Annotated in this window: 22 protein-coding genes; 9 read left to right on the top strand and 13 right to left on the bottom strand. The window is 40.0% G+C overall.

Translation table 11 applies throughout. From position 1 onward, the window contains the following. Positions 1-5: 5 nt before the first annotated feature. The 9 genes from AAH582_RS06755 to AAH582_RS06715 form a co-directional block, all read right to left on the bottom strand. Entirely contained in the window at positions 6-782 is a 777-nt protein-coding gene (locus AAH582_RS06755) for a hypothetical protein (protein WP_343321635.1), read from the bottom strand. A 1-nt stretch (position 783) separates the two neighbouring features. After that, a complete protein-coding gene (locus tag AAH582_RS06750) occupies positions 784-1,545 on the bottom strand; it encodes a hypothetical protein (RefSeq protein WP_343321634.1) in 762 nt (253 codons plus the stop codon). 10 nt (positions 1,546-1,555) lie between these two features. Continuing rightward, positions 1,556-2,431: a hypothetical protein gene (locus tag AAH582_RS06745; protein ID WP_343321633.1), complete on the bottom strand. Its 876-nt coding sequence runs from the start codon at positions 2,429-2,431 to the stop codon at positions 1,556-1,558. Positions 2,432-2,434: 3 nt separating this feature from the next. Beyond that, a complete protein-coding gene (locus tag AAH582_RS06740) occupies positions 2,435-3,376 on the bottom strand; it encodes a hypothetical protein (protein ID WP_343321632.1) in 942 nt (313 codons plus the stop codon). 80 nt (positions 3,377-3,456) lie between these two features. Further along, positions 3,457-4,191 (bottom strand): hypothetical protein, encoded by a 735-nt coding sequence (locus AAH582_RS06735; RefSeq protein ID WP_343321631.1) that lies wholly within the window; start codon positions 4,189-4,191, stop codon positions 3,457-3,459. A gap of 5 nt (positions 4,192-4,196) precedes the next feature. After that, positions 4,197-4,832 carry a hypothetical protein gene (locus AAH582_RS06730; RefSeq protein ID WP_343321630.1) on the bottom strand — a complete coding sequence of 212 codons (636 nt, stop codon included), beginning with the start codon at positions 4,830-4,832 and terminating at the stop codon, positions 4,197-4,199. Positions 4,833-4,882: 50 nt separating this feature from the next. After that, positions 4,883-5,599, bottom strand: a complete 717-nt coding sequence (locus tag AAH582_RS06725; protein ID WP_343321629.1) for a hypothetical protein — start codon at positions 5,597-5,599, stop codon at positions 4,883-4,885. A 58-nt stretch (positions 5,600-5,657) separates the two neighbouring features. Further along, positions 5,658-6,536: a hypothetical protein gene (locus tag AAH582_RS06720; protein ID WP_343321628.1), complete on the bottom strand. Its 879-nt coding sequence runs from the start codon at positions 6,534-6,536 to the stop codon at positions 5,658-5,660. Between the two features lie 196 nt (positions 6,537-6,732). After that, positions 6,733-7,542, bottom strand: coding sequence for a hypothetical protein (locus AAH582_RS06715; protein ID WP_343321627.1), 810 nt, complete (start codon positions 7,540-7,542; stop codon positions 6,733-6,735). Positions 7,543-7,892: 350 nt separating this feature from the next. On the opposite strand from AAH582_RS06715, the gene AAH582_RS06710 reads away from it, so the two are divergent. Genes AAH582_RS06710 through AAH582_RS06670 form a run of 9 tightly spaced genes read left to right on the top strand, consistent with a single transcriptional unit; the run spans position 7,893 to position 14,608 of the window. Beyond that, positions 7,893-8,261 carry a hypothetical protein gene (locus tag AAH582_RS06710; RefSeq protein WP_343321626.1) on the top strand — a complete coding sequence of 123 codons (369 nt, stop codon included), beginning with the start codon at positions 7,893-7,895 and terminating at the stop codon, positions 8,259-8,261. Positions 8,262-8,263: 2 nt separating this feature from the next. Then, entirely contained in the window at positions 8,264-8,770 is a 507-nt protein-coding gene (locus AAH582_RS06705; RefSeq protein ID WP_046674317.1) for a hypothetical protein, read from the top strand. Beyond that, a complete protein-coding gene (locus AAH582_RS06700; RefSeq protein WP_343321625.1) occupies positions 8,760-9,404 on the top strand; it encodes a toxin-antitoxin system YwqK family antitoxin in 645 nt (214 codons plus the stop codon). The genes AAH582_RS06705 and AAH582_RS06700 overlap by 11 nt, the downstream gene beginning before the upstream one ends. Positions 9,405-9,408: 4 nt before the next feature. After that, the gene (locus AAH582_RS06695; protein WP_343321624.1) at positions 9,409-10,659 is read left to right on the top strand and encodes a hypothetical protein; all 1,251 of its coding nucleotides are present in this window, start codon (positions 9,409-9,411) and stop codon (positions 10,657-10,659) included. Continuing rightward, a complete protein-coding gene (locus AAH582_RS06690; protein WP_343321623.1) occupies positions 10,649-11,026 on the top strand; it encodes a hypothetical protein in 378 nt (125 codons plus the stop codon). The genes AAH582_RS06695 and AAH582_RS06690 overlap by 11 nt, the downstream gene beginning before the upstream one ends. Further along, positions 11,023-11,517, top strand: a complete 495-nt coding sequence (locus tag AAH582_RS06685) for a PulJ/GspJ family protein (RefSeq protein ID WP_343321622.1) — start codon at positions 11,023-11,025, stop codon at positions 11,515-11,517. Before AAH582_RS06690 ends, AAH582_RS06685 begins: the two co-directional genes overlap by 4 nt. Positions 11,518-11,529: 12 nt before the next feature. After that, entirely contained in the window at positions 11,530-12,681 is a 1,152-nt protein-coding gene (locus tag AAH582_RS06680) for a type II secretion system F family protein (RefSeq protein ID WP_343321621.1), read from the top strand. Positions 12,682-12,700: 19 nt separating this feature from the next. Beyond that, positions 12,701-13,639, top strand: a complete 939-nt coding sequence (locus tag AAH582_RS06675; RefSeq protein WP_343321620.1) for a hypothetical protein — start codon at positions 12,701-12,703, stop codon at positions 13,637-13,639. A gap of 48 nt (positions 13,640-13,687) precedes the next feature. Further along, positions 13,688-14,608, top strand: a complete 921-nt coding sequence (locus AAH582_RS06670) for a hypothetical protein (protein WP_343321619.1) — start codon at positions 13,688-13,690, stop codon at positions 14,606-14,608. A gap of 147 nt (positions 14,609-14,755) precedes the next feature. Here the strand turns inward: AAH582_RS06670 and AAH582_RS06665 are convergent, their stop codons facing one another. From AAH582_RS06665 to AAH582_RS06650, 4 genes are read right to left on the bottom strand one after another with little or no spacing between them, the layout of a single operon-like run. Further along, on the bottom strand, positions 14,756-15,433 hold the full coding sequence (locus AAH582_RS06665; RefSeq protein WP_343321618.1) for a hypothetical protein: 678 nt from the start codon (positions 15,431-15,433) through the stop codon (positions 14,756-14,758). A 28-nt stretch (positions 15,434-15,461) separates the two neighbouring features. Beyond that, entirely contained in the window at positions 15,462-16,220 is a 759-nt protein-coding gene (locus tag AAH582_RS06660) for a hypothetical protein (RefSeq protein ID WP_343321617.1), read from the bottom strand. A 44-nt stretch (positions 16,221-16,264) separates the two neighbouring features. Next, on the bottom strand, positions 16,265-16,807 hold the full coding sequence (locus tag AAH582_RS06655) for a hypothetical protein (protein ID WP_343321616.1): 543 nt from the start codon (positions 16,805-16,807) through the stop codon (positions 16,265-16,267). Beyond that, positions 16,785-18,020, bottom strand: coding sequence for a hypothetical protein (locus AAH582_RS06650; protein WP_343321615.1), 1,236 nt, complete (start codon positions 18,018-18,020; stop codon positions 16,785-16,787). Before AAH582_RS06650 ends, AAH582_RS06655 begins: the two co-directional genes overlap by 23 nt.

Genomic DNA, 18,020 nt, shown 5'->3' with positions numbered 1-18,020 from the left:
TTAAACTAATCTTTTAAGCCTACAAATTTCTTTATCTCATTTATCTGCTGCTGTTGTGAACTCAGCTGTTTATCTTTTTCAATAATAATCAGCGTCAACTCTTCGATCTTTTTTAAAAGAACTTTGTTCATTTCGCCCAATAAAATACCATTTTTTTGAACCTCTGCAGCATTCGGAACTTCGGGTAAATGGCCGTATGTCTTTATAAACTGTTCAGTCTCCGATAAAAGAGGCATTTTATAACCCGACTTGAAAACATAATCTGGCCAATCCGCTACTGCAGTCGTTACCCGAATCTCATGTGCACGTATTTTGCCGTTTACAGAAAGTTTGTCCTGGGGATTAATTGTTCCGATACCGACATTTCCCTCAACTGCTAACCCCACACCATAAGGAACGTCGGCATATGCCTCATAGCCCATTGCAACTCCCCGATAAAGTCCCATATTGTCAATCTTTGGTTGCAAATGTAGTGTAGAATAATATTGTCCAAATTCAGGTACAGAGAGATGACGTGCCAGGAGCCATGCCTTTCGGGTATTAAGACCGTTGGAAACACCTATTTCAAGCCCATTGTTATCTGCTTGAAAAAGCTGCATGATATTACCACGGCTAGCCATCGAAGGATAGGCAGCTGAGCCATTGGTTTTAAGATGTAAAGAAGCCCCAGGTGTTGCAATACCAATTCCGACATTTCCATTTGTAGGAAATGTATTTTGAGCCTGCGCTGTAAAAACGACTATGGGAGCCAATAGTGCAAACAAAATTTTAATTCTCTTCATATTACTTTTTTATGATTGGTTTAGCTGATATTTTGGTTTTTAGCTCTTTAATTTCCTTTTGTTGTTGGATCACATACATAGTGAGCTCCTCAATCTTCTTTAAAAGAACCTTATTCATTTCACCTAGTTCAATACCTTTTTCTTGAACATCCTGAGCTGAAGGCACATCGGGAAGGTGTTTTTTTGACCTGACAAACGATTCTAACTCCGCTAAGTTTGGCAGCGTATACCCCTCCTCAAAAACGTAATCCGGCCAATCAGTAACTGCTGTGGTTACTCTGATCTCTTCTGCCTGAATCTTACCTTTGACAGAGAGTTTCTCTGGCGGATTAGGAGTACCGATCCCCACATTACCATTATATTTGATACGCAATTGTTCTGCAAGTGGGCTATAATCAACCGGACCACCCGTTGAAAAAACAAGATCCATCGATTGAATTAAGGCATTATTTGCGATCCATGTATTAATCCTCTCTGCACGAATTCGAGCACCAACGTAATCTGGATTATAGTCCCGCCATGTCGTAAAATCTAGATTATACCCACCGGTGGTGCTCCCCAGAGGCACATTGATATTTCCCGAATCGCCTGACTTGCCAATCTTAATAGCACTTGTTGTACTATTTGCTTGAGTTGCGATTGTCAAGGGGTTCAGTGGTGCAGTAGTTCCAATCCCCACATTTCCGCTGGCAGGAAAAGTATTGGTCTGACCGAATGCTGAAAAGCTAAGCAGAAAAGAGAATAGGCTGAGATATTTATTCATTATTATTTAATTATTTTTTTGATTCTAATTGACTGATACGTTGCTCCAAAAGTTTTCCGATTCGCTTCATGTCTGCAATTTCCTTACGCTGCTCTTCTAACAAGTTTTTCTGTTCTACTGATTGCAAACTCTGGCTCTTTATTTCTTTATCTTGTTGAATAGCATAAAGCGTTAGTTCTTCCACCTTTTTCAACAAGAGCAAATTCATTCCAGCCAAATCAAGACCATCTTTGTTTATTTCCTTTGCTGAAGGAATTTCTGGCAGATGTTTATTAGTTTTTACATAATCGGCAATATAATCTAGACTATTGAGTTCATAATCCGGATCAAATACATAATCCGGAACGGTGATATCTGTTTTGACTTTTATTTCTTTGGCCAATATATTCCCATCAACTGCTAATTTGGCTTGTGGAACCATTGTACCAATCCCAATATTTCCGTTGGCATGAACGATCATCCTTGGACTATAAAATGGTTTCTCTACCGTAGTAGGCCCGGGTTCGCTGGTATGAAAAATAATGGATCCTTGAAAATACTGCCCATTCCCAGGCAGTAAAATTCCAGCACCCGCCATTGTTGGGTGAGTATTTGCGATGCGCAAATTTGTGCTTAACTGAACAGAATTATCGATGTATATGTTTGACCCAACAATCAGGGATCCATGATTATCCCCTCCAAAATTTACAAAGCCTTTCGGCGATTGAAAATTAAAGTTTCCAAATGAGGAGTTACCCGATCTCACAAATCCGCCTGCGACCTCCAATTTATCGGCAGGACTGGTTGTGCCGATCCCAACACTTCCTGTGGTCGGAAAAACGTTCGTCTGGGCATTGAGCAAACCAGCCCCACCTAATAGTATAATTAAACAAAAAAAGCTCTTCATATTTTATTTAGTTAAAAGTTGCTCCAGTTTAGACACCTTTGCCTCTAGTTCATTCCGTTTCTTTTCATTCTCGATAGCATGGAGAGTCAGTTCTTCCACTTTTTTCAATAAAAGCAAATTCATCTCGGCTAAATCCAAACCATCCTTTTTAATTTCTTTTGCTGAAGGAATTTCGGGAAGATGCTTATTAGTTCTTACATAATCGGCGATATAATCTAGACTATTAAGTTTATAATCCGGTTCAAATACATAATCTGGAACGGCGATATCTGTTTTGACTTTAATTTCTTTGGCCAATATATTCCCATCAACTGCTAATTTAGCCATAGGCGAATTCGTTCCAATCCCAACGTTGCCTTGGCTGTTATATCGAACCATAAGCCCGTCATAAGCTTGTGCACCCTCAGGCTGAATATAAAACAGCTCAGAAATTCCAAGCCGATTTTGTGTGTCGTTTGTATTATAAATCGTAAAACGAATTTTTGAAGGGCAGACAGAGCCCGGAGAAATCCTGGCCATATAATGCCATGCAGCATTATTACTCACATCGGCGATGGTTCGCCATTGATTAACTCCATCGTTAACGTCAAAAACCTCTATTTTAAATTTTGTAGCCATATAATAGCGCGTAGTCAGTCCGATCCAAGCTCCCTCCTGCGCATGATAGAGAGGAATATCTTCAATAAGGATAACATAAGGATTTTGTGGATTTATACTCGTACTTGAGTAAGTTGGAAAAAACTGACCATTAAACAATGTAGGTAAATCAAGAGCGATACTGCCCGACTGTGACACTGTAAACCTTTTGTCCGCATAGAAAAGTACATTTTTTTCCAATGATGAGGCAGATCGATTAGATGGCGGGACAATTGCTTCTGTTTGTCCAAATACAGACGATTTCATGCACGTTATGAGCATGAAAAATAATAAAATCTTTATTTTCATATAAATCAATTAAATAGAGAAATACCTAATTTAAAATAAACTTTGAGTTGAAGTATTAGAGAGAAGATGAGGTGCCGTACTCACTTTAACTTTATTCTTTCCTCCTGACGGTCAACTTTCTTATTCAATTCAATCACTTGCAAAGTCAATTCCTCAATTTTCTTCAGCAAGATCTTATTCATCTCACCAAGTGAAACTCCATCGGCTTCTACTTCCGAAGCTTTAGGCACCTCGGGCAGATGACCATGTTGTTTGATAAAATGCTCCGTTTCCGTTAGACTCGGCAACTTATAATTAGTTTTAAAAACATAATCGGGCCAATTGCTTGTCTCAACTTTAATTTCGTGCGCACGAATACCGCCGTTTATGGAAAGCTTTTCCCCTCTGGCTATTGTTGTTCCCAACAGTAAATTGCCATCCTTATCGAGCCTTAGTCGCTCGATATTATCGGATGTGTTGAATGTTATAAATCCACCCTTGGTATCAGGTCCCCTAAAAAAATTAATAGAACTATTTATAAAACCATAAAAAGAATGTTCAATGGCAAAACTTTTAAGTCCTGACACCGCATTGAAATAGGTATCGTATCCCCTTACACCTAAAAAGGTACCTTCAGCCTGATGATTTCCTTCAGGAAGCCTTCCCATCACCGTCCCCAGTTTCCCATTGGTAAGATCTGCCGAAACATCAAGAATAGCAATTGGCTGTAGCGTATGAATTCCAACTTTCGTCCCATTATTGACAAATGTGTTCTGTTGGGCATGTAATTGTACACTTACAAGTGTACATACCATCCATGAGAATATTTTATACATTATTTTTATTTTTTAGTTTTTAAATCTTCCACCTCTTTCTGCAAGGTTATCACATGCAATGTCAATTCCTCAATCTTCTTCAACAGGATCTTGTTCATCTCACCAAGTGAGACACCATCAGCTTCAACTTCCGAAGCTTTAGGCACCTCGGGCAGATGACCATGCTGTTTGATAAACTGCTCTGTTTCCCATAGACTCGGTAGCTTGTAATCCGTTTTAAAAACATAATCGGGCCAATCAGCAGTGGCAGTTGTCACCCTGATCTCGTGAGCTCGAATCTTTCCGTTTACAGAAAGTTTGTCCTGAGGATTAATTGTTCCAATACCAATGTCCCCATTCGGTCTGAACACCATATACGCATTGTTATATTCACGACCAATATATGAATATGTTAGATTTGAAATGCCGCCGAAATAATTTCCAAATGTTCCGAGCTGAATATAGGTTTCCGAATTATCCTGATTAGCGATGCTATAGCCCCGCGCAAAACCACCTGTACCGGTGGGAAATTTGGAAAGGATTTTCACCCCATAAGCAGGACCATCCAATCCAATAAGAATACGTGCATCCTGACTATAAACATTGTCAGCAGTTAAACACAAACCAACAATCGCCATAATTCCCTTTATTATTTTTTTCATATACTATTTAAATTCGTTTTCACCGGTTTTCTACTATGATCCAATAGAATCTATTTCTTCATGTTTTCCATTTTTTCAAGCCGCTTGGCTAACGATTCATAACCTTCTTTGATCCCGTTAATCTCCTTCTCCTTCTCAATGAGATGCAAGGTCAGCTCCTCCACTTTTTTTAATAGGATGAGATTCATTGCAGCCAAGTCCAAGCCAGTTTTCTCAATCTCCTTAGCGGATGGCACATCAGGCAAGTGTTTATTTAACTTTACATACTGTTCTACATCTGGCAGGCTGGCTAGCTTATAATCGGGTTCAAAAACATAATCTGGAACGTTAATATCTGTTTTAATCTTGATTTCTTTAGCCAATATATTTCCGTCTACGCTTAATTTGGCCAGTGGGTTTTTACTGCCTATTCCAACATTTCCGTTGGGCATCACCCTCAACTTTTCAGTTAATCCGGTTGCATACGTCTCTTGAGTGAGTATTTGTAAACCGTAGGCGTTATAATCAGCATTTTCCGTAAACGTATTGATTGAAGTACCATACGTCGTGTAATCGCCAAAACTCAAAGACTGACTGATCATGGGTACAGATTCACCAACCTTATTTGATAGATTCTTAATTAAAAAATTGCCTCCTCTTACTTCGAGTTTGGACAGCGGTGTAGTCGTGCCTATCCCCACTGAACCTGTAGTTGGAAAACTATTGTTTTGTGCTCTACCGTACTGGAAGCTTATCAAGCTTAGGACGAGCAATACCATCTTATTCATTATCTTATTATTAAATTGGTTATAGATTTTTATAAATCTCAAATATTTGTAGAAATATTTACAGTCGATTTTCCAATTCCTTGATCCGTTTTTCTTGTTCCGCAATTCTTTTTTCCTGATGTTCGGCCCGCTCTGTTGCCCGAATAAGGTGCAAAGTCAACTCTTCTATTTTTTGAAGTAGATCAATCTGTAGATTACCCAAATTGATACCTTCTTTTTCCATCTGTTGAGCACTTGGAATTCCGGGCAAATGTCTATTTTGCTGAATAAACGTTTTTACAGAATCTAAGGCAGGAAGTTGATAGTCGGGCTCAAATACAAAATCAGCTGTTTTTTGGGTATTCACACGAATTTCATGTGCTCTTGCTGTTCCGACGACATCTAATCTATACTCGGGGCTGGAAGTACCTATTCCGATCCGCTGATCATTGAAATGACGATATTGGCGTCCAACTCCTCCAGTGCCAACTACAGGATTAGACAATGTGAGACCTGATTGCAAAATGGGAATCGAAAGCTCATGCAACAACTGCATCTTTATTTTGACATTAATATTGTTGTGTACATCATTGAGGTGATATATCGGTATCCGCGAGTTTACCGGATCAAAATCTCCGATAGCCCAATAGGATGAAAATGGTTCGGAAGATTCTGTAACTTCACTAGACTGGCTTAAGTAGCTTTGAGAAGTACCATTGTATACAATATCGATACGCTTCACTAAAACTCCCCTATTTAACTGGTTATTATATCCGCCCGTAATCTTTATTTCTATTGTTCCATAAAGATTAACATTTGGAGGAATCTGTAAATAACAAACTTCATTGGCGACGCCCTGATTAAACGAAGTCTGAAATGATTTTTCAAAAAAATGCTGAGCTTCCACCTGTAGGGAAGCCAGTAGACTCAAAAGAGCAATTAAATACCTGGTAATCACGTTTAGAAAATAAAACAAGTTAATTTTAAGCTGAGAAATACATCCTCACAAGGTTATCAAGAGAATTTATTCAAATCAAAATTAAACTATTTAGCAAAATATGCAAAATTATTTTCTTGTTAAATTATAGGTATAATGGTATAAAAATTTTAGTCACCCACATTTTTAATGATGATTCTTCATACTTCACAAATTTTTAATTTTTATTCTTTTTAAGCTCACTTTTTATTTCCGCTATTTCTTTATCTTTTTCCAATAAATATAAGGTCAGCTCTTCAATTTTCTTCAACAATATCTTATTCATTTCGCCTAAAGATATCCCTTCACTTTCCACGCTGTCCGAGTTAGGCACTTCCGGTAGGTGACCATTTTCTTGTATAAACAATCGCAATGAATCCAAACTCCTTAATCCATAATCTTTCTTGAACACATAATCGGGCCAATTGGCTGTCTCAACTTTAATTTCCTGCGCCCGTATTTTACCCTTGACTGACAGTTTTTCTGCGGGAGCTCCAGTTCCAATACCAACATTACCATCCAAATAAAATAAACTAGCGGCATTACGCTGCCATTGAAAAGATGAACCAAAAAATTGCGGCACAACGGTACCATTGCCTGTATCGTAAAATTCAACAAATGCCTTAACAGCATACCCGTTAGCATGATTGGTATACACTTTAACAACATTATCCTCCACGATAAGCAAAGGATGATTGGAAGTTGAGCCTGCGAGTGCAACTGCCCTGATTTGCCAAGTTGTTGTCGGGGAGTCGTACCACACCAGATATTCAGCACCGGTGCGCGTGCCTGTCGGACTAACAGCTAGTTTTACACGGTACAGGCCACCAACCTTCAATGGTTGCCCACCGGCATCTGTAAGTTCAACCTTAGCCGTAGCGCTTACACTCACAGTCTTGATAAAGGTTGATGTCTGTGCCATTGAATTGGAAATACCAACTAGGAAAAGCAACAGGAAAATGATCTGATAAACTAGAATTTTATTCATACGTTTTTTTATTTCGGTTAGCTTAAGTCATGCGGAATGGATCACCAGCCGATTCCGGCAACTGCCCACTGTCATCTCTTCTCAGCCTAATGCAATAGACCTTAACTTTCCCTCAAACAAACACAACTCGCTACAGGTTAATAAATTATTGATATATTTATAAATACAAATTTATAAATTCACAAACATACTTTATTATTATTTTTAAATTAATTATATGAAGCTTATTGCCAATTATGCTTAAAAATTATCACCTGTATTTAAAAGGCAGAACGATCTATTTATCCCCATCATCACACCTTTAAGTAAAAATTTGTGTAGATTTACAACACTTAACGCATTAATATTACATGAAAAGATTTTTAGCTATATTTCTACTATTTTCCTGCTGCTTTGCTGCCTGTTCCGAATTTATAGAATATCCTTTGGAGAAAGAAAGTGTCGAACTATTGGCGCCGATGGACAGCCTTTCCACACAAGACAGTGTCGTGAGCTTTTATTGGAAGAATCATCAAGATGCAGACAAATATCGGCTTCAAATTGCACGTCCAAACTTTGATTCTATTCAAAAAATTGTAGTTGACACAGTAACCACATTGGACCATCTTAATCTTACGGTGAGCCCGGGTAAATATACCTGGCGCGTGCGCCCAGAAAATTCGGGCAGTGTAGGTCTTTTCAAACAACGCCAGATTACCATTTTGCCGAGCTTAAAATAAAAATGAAAAACAAAGCGATGACATATATATTGCTCTCCTTGGTCGTTGGACTCTGGGGCTATATTATATATAAGATTTTTGCAGCAGTTTCTGATGATGATCAGGGCCCTCGACAAGCACAAAAGAACTTTGTCCAAAATGTGAGCGATCTCAGTTTTTATAATCAAAAGAAAACAACCGCTTTGCTATTAAACTACCCCGATCCCATGTTAAAAAATGTCGTTGCCGATACCGTCCCTTCAGCACCGGTAACGCCCGCCGTAAACAACTATGTCGCGCCACCGGTTCAGTCTTATCAGCCCGAACCGCAAATCAATGTGCGCTATATCGGGTTTATCGAAAATCTAAACGACAAGAAACCTACGGCCATCGTCGCCATCATGGACAAACAATATATGATGAATGTCGGCGATGAACAGCATGGGGTTAAATTGACAGCTATTAACCAAGAGCAGATTACCATCAAAGCTTACGGTAAAAACAAGACAATATTTAAAAATGACAACTAAAAAAATTCTGTATACGATCTTCTTTTTCATGATTTCCATCATCTGTGAGGCACAGGTTAAAGAGCTCGCCATCTTTCGGAGATTTACCATTTCGTCCAATGACGGAAGCAAGACCATATGCTATGCCGACAACATTAAGATCAGTCCTAATAGCGATAAAACCTATGCCTGGTACGAAAGCAATCAGCTGCACAAAACTATGGGTGGCTATTCGGGAAAACTTCTTAATGGGCAGTTTACACACTACTTCCCCAATAAAAATCTATCCGAACAGGGATTATATGTAAAAGGACTCAAACAAGGCGTTTGGCGCCATTGGTACGAAAACGGAAATCTCAAAAGTGAATCTAATTGGATGGCGAACATTGAAGAAGGCCCCTTTGTACGTTACGATGAGCAGGGAAATTGGATCCAACGCGGCTATCTAAAAGAAGGTAAATTGCACGGTAGCATAGAGAACAAAACAAGCGATATCATTAGTTACCAATATTTTGACCTGGGAAAGGAAATTTCCAAAGAAGCTTTTCAAAACAACAATATCTTCCGCAAGACTGGAAAGCTGATCGGTGACCAGATCAATAAATGGTTTAAAAAGAAAGAGAATCAGCCCGAACCGGTAACCCCTAATTCCTAAAACTATGCTCAAGGCGGCAGCATTATATCTGGTGTTGGTCATTTCCCTTATCGTATCGGTACTTTTGGGAAGTTTGATCTATCTTGCTTTCTTTTTTCGGGACCAGGATGCCCGTTTTAACCGGAAAGAACAGCTGAGACAGCAGGTTGATGCCGGATATAGTCTGGTTACCTCCACCAATTTTCCTTACGCGCTGGATACCGCACTGTCCAATATCACCCAGCAGGGAGATTCGGTCTATTTTTCGAAATACGAATGGGGACTTTATGATATTGCCGTTGTCCGCACGCATATGCTACAGGATTCCCTGATGAAAACGGCTCTATTAGGTGCAATCCCCATCGACTCAACGGTACTGTATATCACAGATGAAGACCGGCCAGTTTCAGTAAGTGGTGAAACAGTCATTAAAGGAACTGCGTTCATCCCGAAATCTGGAGTCAGACCATCCTATGTTGACGGCGAATACTTTAAAGGCAATGAGAAGATCGTCGAAGGGAAGAGCAAAGACAGCGACCGACAGATGCAGGCACTGAATACCAAACGTCTAACAGCATTGCAGGCTTTACTCAAACAAGACAGTCTGAAGGGCGAGACGCTGCCCCTGGGTACTACAAACAAAAATCCCTTTCATCAGCGCACTTTGCGCTATCATCTCCTTGCAGGTCAGGGACAGATCAGTGATAGTCTGATGGGTAATATTCAATTGCTATCGGACACAACAATCATCATTCCTGCGACAGCATTTTTACAAGATATTTTAGTGATCGCCCCCTGTATTCGTATTGAAAAAGGATTTAAAGGCGCTGCGCAGTTCTTTGCCACCGACTCATTGATATTGGAAGATAATGTTTCCCTTCAGTATCCATCGACCGCAGCAGTTATCAGTGCCGAAGGTAAACGAACTAGCCTGAGAATAGGCAACAATTGCAACGTTGCCGGAACAGTACTCTTATACGAGCCCAAACGCTCCGATATGCCATCAGCTGCGAGCCTTGGAAAAGACTGCACTATTCAGGGAGACCTTATTGTATATGGTCTTCTGGACTATAGCAAAGGTCTACAGGTCATAGGGCGAACAGCTTGTTACCGGTTTCTCTACAAAAGTCCTTCATCCATGTACGAGAATTTTTTAGTCAATATCAAATTTGACCGCAGCAAGCTATCCCCCCACTTCCTGAGTTCCTATTTACAGATAGCGGATCAAAAAAAACAGGTCAATAAACCTTTGAAGTGGTATAGCTATGGGGGTTAACATTCTTCGGCTCAAAGCCTCCTCCCTGGTGGAAACACTTGTATCCATGGTCATTATCCTGATCGTCTTTGGAATCGGCATGCTTATTTTCGTCAACCTGACCAAAGCTTCCAAAAGTGAAACACGAAAGAGCACAGCAGAGCAGATGATGCTTTGGAGCCGCCAGCTAGAAGCCAATGGGTTTGATGGCGACACCGAGGGTGAAAGCTTGCAGGATAGTATAAAATTGAGCTACCAGCTCACGGAAGCTGAAGGGTATCCCGACCGTTCGCGGCTGGCTGTTTATGCGATCTCTGAGGAAGGAAAGGTAATCGATAGCCTGATACGCTATATTGAAAATAAAACAGCCGAAGGAGGTCAGCAATGAGAAAACAAAAGTTAAAGGCTTTTACCCTCATGGAACTCACCATTGCCATGCTGATTTCAGCCATCAGTATCGGTATGGCTTTCTATATGTTTCAATATTTTCAACAGCTCTTCCTACGGCAGCAAAAGCAAAGACAGGAGCGTTTCTCCTACAGCCTCTTTAAACATCTGTTGGAACAGGACATCAATAGATCGCTTTGGTTAAAAACAAGCGAAAATGGTCTGACCTGCGAAAATGAATTCGGAAATATCAGTTATGAGTTTTCACCTAAATTCATTGTGAGAAATCATAACATCGTGCATAAAGATACTTTTCTAATCCAAACTGTCAATCTGGATATGACGCCAAGGATACAGCATCTTCCATCGGAAGAACTGACAGACCATATTAACCTGAATATCCGGTTTGAAAATAAAGAACGTCAATTTGATTACCATAAGATCTATTCAGCTCAGCAACTTTTACAGCTTGAATCGGGGATCACTAACTAATGTATTTCGTCTATGCCTTCAATTGATATTTCAAAATATAAGAAGAAGCCCGAACAGCCAACTTCCCCTAAGAAAAAAGAAGGGGCTGGCGATATTTTGGCCTTTCTGAACAAAGACATCAGCTTTGGAAACGGCCAGCTTCCTGACAAGAAAAAAGAAGAGTTCTATGTCGAATTCAGTACCCTGCTCTTATCGGGTGTTGACCTTAAAACAGCTTTTGATCTCGTCCTTTTGGATCAGAAAAACAGTAAGGACAACAAATTGTTTCAAGAAATCAAGAGCAATGTCCTCGTAGGCGATAGCCTTTCGGATGCCATCCGTAAAAGTGGAAAATTCAGCAATTACGAATTTTTCAGTTTACGGATTGGAGAAGAGACCGGGAAACTTGGCGAAGTTATGAAAGAATTGGCTTCTTTCTACAAAAGTAAGATTGGGCAGCGCCGTAAAATTATTTCGGCACTCACCTATCCCGTCATTGTGTTAACCACCTCGATGGGGGCGGTACTGTTTATGCTCAAGTTTGTGGTACCCATGTTTTCGGATATTTTCAAACGTTTCGGCGGCGAGCTACCGGCCATTACAGCGTTTATTTTAAAAGTCTCCCAATTTATGGACCGCACTTTTTGGTGGGGGGTGTTAGTCCTTATTGGTCTTATTGTATTTATCCGTTTTAACCAGAAGCAGCTGTGGTGGCGCAAGTGGTCTTCCAGGATTATGTTGCGACTTCCACTATTTGGCGATATTATCCGCAAGGTCCATTTGGCACGTTTCGCCAATACCATGCGTCTTTTGGTCAGTACCAATACGCCGCTGTTGCAGTCTATCCAATTGGTGCAGCAGATGACCGACTTTTACCCGATAGCACATTCTTTGGAAGGAGCCGAAAAGGAAATCCTACAGGGCGAATCTCTGCATGCAGCACTTTCCAAATATCCTTTTTATCCGGCCAAGACCGTCCAGCTTATCCGTGTTGGTGAGGAGGTGAACCGGTTGGATTTTTTCTTTGAAAAGATAGCAACCCAGCTGACGGAAGAAGTGGAATACAAGACCTCCACCCTTTCCAGCCTGCTGGAACCCTTTATTATTATCTTTTTAGGGCTGGTCGTTGGCTTGATCCTTATCGCCATGTACCTACCGATGTTCCAAATGAGCAATAGTTTTTAACCACAATAAAGTATATTTTATGAACAAGTTTATTTTTTCAATTGTCCTACTCCTTTTAGGATATGGCTACTGTGCCAAAGCACAAAATGCAAATGACTATTTTCAGACTACGGTTACTTTTCCAGTTGACTATAAAATTGGGGACTATATTGAATTTGCATCCGCTAATCCAAGTGCGGCCGGTGCATCGGGTTATTATGAAGTTTCCATTTCCTACGACAGAGGATATATGGCAGCTGCAGCAACCTACATCGTTTCATCGTCACATGCCAATCCTTCGAGATGGCTAGAAGCCGGTCGTGTCAATAATAATATCTATGCTACTGCAGGTTTTAATTTTACATTAGACCACAATCCAGGAACACACGGCTTTCGCATCAGAGCAGTCAACACTTTGGGGTATAACACAGCATTAGCTATAAACATCAAAATCCGATCAATTAATTTCAATACAAATTATACAAGTACGCTTAAAACGGGGAATGAGCCCAATACAATTGGTCTACTCCCCATGACTTACGATTGGAGCTTAATCGTCGGTAATACTTATACGGCTGACAATGGAATCATAGCAATCAAAGCACTATCTAACGGAAACGTCGGCATTGGCACTCCTAATCCTACAGAAAAACTAGCCGTAAATGGAACAATTCGGGCAAAAGAAATCAAGGTTGAAGCCACCCCATGGCCAGATTATGTCTTCAATGAAGATCATCAACTGATACCCTTGGATTCACTTGCAAGTTTTGTAAAAGAAAATAAGCATTTACCAAATATAGCTCCTGCAAAAGCTGTCGAAGAAAATGGTGTCGCCTTAGGGGAGATGAATCGCAAGCTACTACAGAAAATTGAGGAAATGACTTTGTACCTGATTCAACAAAATAAGGGCATGAAAACGCTCAACCAAGAAATTGAAAGTTTAAGAAAAGAAATTGATGTATTAAAAATGAACCGATAAAACACCTCTTTTAAGTCCAGTTTTTTAATCACAATTAAAGTATATTTTATGAACAAATTTATTTTATTCATTATTCTGATTTTATCAGGATTTGGCTATGCTGTAAAGGCACAAAATGTAAATGATTATTTGGAAACCAATGTCACTTTCCCAGCGGATTATAAGATTGGGGATTTTATTGAATTTGCAGCTGCAAAACCCATCTCGGCCGGTGCATCGGCTTATTATGAAGTATCAATAACCTATACGAGAGGTAATATGGCTGCAGCAGCGACACATATAGTTTCTTCCTCCCATGCCAATAGTCCAAGCTGGCAGGAGGCCGGTCGGGTCAACAATAACGTATATACAACAGGTGCGGTAAATTTCACTATAGACCATAATCCTAACACAAAAGCTTTTCGTGTTAGAGCGATCGAAACTTTTGGTGTTACGGCGCCTTTAGTTGTATATATCAAAATACGTTCTATTAATTTTAACACTGGTTTTAATACTTATCTGACAACTGGAAATGAGCCTAATTTAGTAAAAAGGCTACCTATGACATACGATTGGGATTTGGTTGTTGGCAACACTTTTAGTTCTTCAGAAGGTATTCTAGCCATCAAGGCTGCTTCCAACGGCTATGTTGGCATAGGTACAGCCAATCCTACAGAAAAACTAGCCGTAAGTGGAACAATTCGGGCAAAAGAAATCAAGGTCGAAGCGAATCCCTGGCCTGACTATGTCTTCAATGACGATCATCAGCTGATGCCCTTGGATTCACTTGCAAGTTTTGTAAAAGAAAATAAGCATTTACCCAATATAGCTCCTGCAAAATCAGTCGAAGAAAATGGTGTTGCTTTAGGAGAGCTAAACCGCCAGCTACTTCAGAAAATTGAAGAGATGACTTTGTATTTAATTGATCAAAGCAGAGAAATCAAAAGTTTGAAAAATGAAGTTCAGGCTTTAAAAACACAACAACGTTAATTTACATGACAAATAAAAAAGAGCGAATAGAAGAAAATTAGTATTCGCTCTTTCTTTCGATCTAAAAAACAATAGGCATCACTGATCCATCGTAAGTATCCAATTTATAAAAATTCCAAAACCGCACATACAAAAGTATAAATCGATCTATTTATTTTCATTTAGTTTTTTCTCCAACGCTTCTATCCGCTTATCCCTATCAATCATATGAAGAGTCAGTTCCTCTATCTTTTGAAGCAAAATTCTATTCATTTCTCCTAAAGAAAGTCCATTTTCTTCAACCTCCGCTGCTTTCGGTACACCCGGCAGATGCTTATTCTTTTCAATGAATGTAGCTGTTTCTTTGAGTGTTAGCAACTGATAACCATCGGCAAATACATAATCCGGCCAATTGGCTGTTTCCACTTTAATTTCCTGAGCGCGTATCTTTCCTTTAACGGATAATTTTTCAGTAGGAGCATCGGTTCCAATGCCTACATTACCGGCCGTATTTTCCACTAAAAGTTTGCGCCAAACACCCCAACCACTTGCTTGAGTACCGGTGCGATAGTAAATACCTTTTGAATTTGAAAAAGCCATTTCATGAGCAGGACCACCGGAGTCATCCGACCAGCCTCTGAGACCAACAAGCGTGTGATAACTCGCATCAAGTCCTACTGATGTACCCAATTTAAAATCTGACTTTAAGGATCTAACATAATCGCCAGGCGCTGTAGCGAGGCTACGCGTATCTGGAATAACTAAGTAGTTTGATTGGCTCTTCGATACAAATGGGATGCAAATAAACGACAAAGCTGCCCATTTTAATAGATTTGTTCTTTTCATAATTTTCGGTTTAATAGACAAAAAAAATTTACTTTCCTTTTATAAATTGATCAATAATACCTTCCAATTTTTCCAACCGCTTATCTTGTCTTTCAATTTTCTTATCCTTTTCGATCAGATGTAAAGTCAATTCCTCCACCTTCTGCATTAAGATCTTATTCATTTCGCCTAGAGAAAGTCCATTTTCTTCAACCTCAGTAGCTTTAGGCACACCAGGAAGATGCTTGTTCTTCTCGATAAATTCCGCGGTTTCTTTCAAGGTTGGTAATTGATATTCATCGGTAAATACATAATCCGGCCAATTGGCTGTTTCCACCTTGACTTCCTGCGCGCGGATTTTGCCGTTTACAGAAAGTGCTTCTTTGGGAGCTGTCGTACCAATCCCCAATTTGTCGACGACATACATTGTTTTGGCTGTCCAATTCGAAGTCAAATTATTCGCATTAGCGCTTGTATACATGTCCTGCCAGTCTGACCATCCGGCATTATTATAGCTTCCCAAGCGTATCCTTGGTGCTAAACCTCCATAGATATTGGAATATGGTATATACAATTGAAAAGCACTCCCGTCTTGCGCATTCGTATATCCACCTCCTGCTAAAACAGTTCCGTAACTTGGGAATCCCTGTGTACCACTCACAAAACCAATCTGTAATTTACCACTAAACTCCCTGGGAAGCTGCGAAATTTGCCAGCTATAAGCAGGGACTGGCAAAATAGATGTTTGTGCTTTTGCTGCCATAATAGAAAGCAGACATGCGCCAAATAGAAAAATCTGTTTTTTCATAATTAAAATCTGTTTATGAATAATTATTTCAAATCACAATTTATTTATTTTTCCAATTTCACCTTAAACCCCACTTCTCCTTCAATTACTTTACGCTCATTGGCCGATACTCTCCTATTGTCAAACTTCAAGGTTACTGTGCTCAGATATCCCAATGTATTGATTTTTTCTAATTCGGCAACGGATGCGACTATAGATCGATAGTCTCCCTTTAAGGTTAAGCTCTTAAATTTAACAGCAGCACTATCCACCTGCATAGCATTCTTAGGGAGATTATTGAAATAGACCTGAATACGCGGCGAATTAATTGCACGGCTTGCCTCTGAAAGGAAGTTATCGTTCCAGGTTGCCGAGTCACTTTGATAAACTTTACTCAGGCTATCCAGTACTTTACTCTTCCGTGTAAAATCAAACTGTGTACTATTGCTGATATCATTGCCGATCAACCCATTCAGACGCGTGTTTTCACGATAGGCCAGATAGGTCTTTTGGAAGGCCAAAAACCAGGCAAGCACTAGGAGAATCCCGGCACCTACAAACAATAGCTTGTTGCGTTTTTTATAGTCAATTTCCTTCCACTTTATCATTGTAGTTTATCTTTATGGTAAAGGCATCCATCGTTTCATCCTGTTGCTTGTTGCCATATTCCTCGATACTGACCTTTGCGATCCAGGGATTATTCTTGAGTTCACGCAGCCATAGATTGAGCATTTCCAAAGTTGGACTATTCCCTTTGATGATAATCTGGTCAGCCTGTTGGATCACTGTATTTCCCAGTCCTTTTGATTGCGGGTTGACCTGGATCTGTGCCAGGCTGATCTGCGTAAACTGTCGGATGGAGTAACCGATCTGATCCAGCAGCCAGGCTTTGGAAACACCACCATTCCATCCCAGTTCAGCCAATAACTGCTCATTGCTTTTTATTCCCCCTTCTAACTTCCCTAAATCCTGCACCGTGCTCTGTTGACTATTTACCCGGTCTCCCAAGGCCATATTTTCCTGATAATAATGACTAAATAAGAACGTGTTCACTAGCAGTAAAAGAAAAAAAACAGCAACAATAATCAGCAGATTTACCTTGAACTTTTGCTTTTCAAGCCAGCTTTGACGCTGTTCTTCCACTTCGGGAATAAGCAGCCCATACTCCGGGATATAATCGGCCATCAAAGCTGAAAAAGCAATTGCATAAGCGGTCACATACTGCGGTTTAATCGGATGGTCGCCAATCTTTAAGGCAAATCGGCTCTCGAACTCCTGTCCATACCGATATTCTTGCCATTGTTTGTTTTCAGCACCGACTCGTATGGAATGTCCGTCAAGAGTGTAGGCATCACCGTAACTATTGATCTGACCAAGTATTGCGTCGAGCACAAAAGGACCGATAAACACTTTGATAACCTGATATCCGCAGACTGCAAATCTGTCGATCATCTCCACAATATAATCCTTTCGCACAAAAGCCACCCATTTCTTTGATTCCCCTTGCAACTGCCCATGATAAAAACGATCCGCATCATAGCTGGGGAATATAGACTTCAACCGCTCCTCATCCAGATCCACAGGCGCAGTCTCTTTGATAAGAATCTGCCTCGAATCAAGGTGCAGTGCAACAGGTGTATCTTTGTACTTGTTGTTTGTGATAAGTTCCCAGTCGTTTACCTCCCAGGTATCTTCAATTTCAAGTTGGTCTTTTTCCAACTTGACCTTGCAACAACGAATGGAAAGACCGGCAGAATCCTGTCGAAGCGAAACGCCGACGCAAGTATTTAATCGATATTTTTCCTTGATCCTGTTTAACAT

The organism is Sphingobacterium multivorum (genome assembly GCF_039511225.1).
Taxonomy (GTDB): domain Bacteria; phylum Bacteroidota; class Bacteroidia; order Sphingobacteriales; family Sphingobacteriaceae; genus Sphingobacterium.
This window is presented reverse-complemented; position numbering and strand designations above follow the sequence as displayed.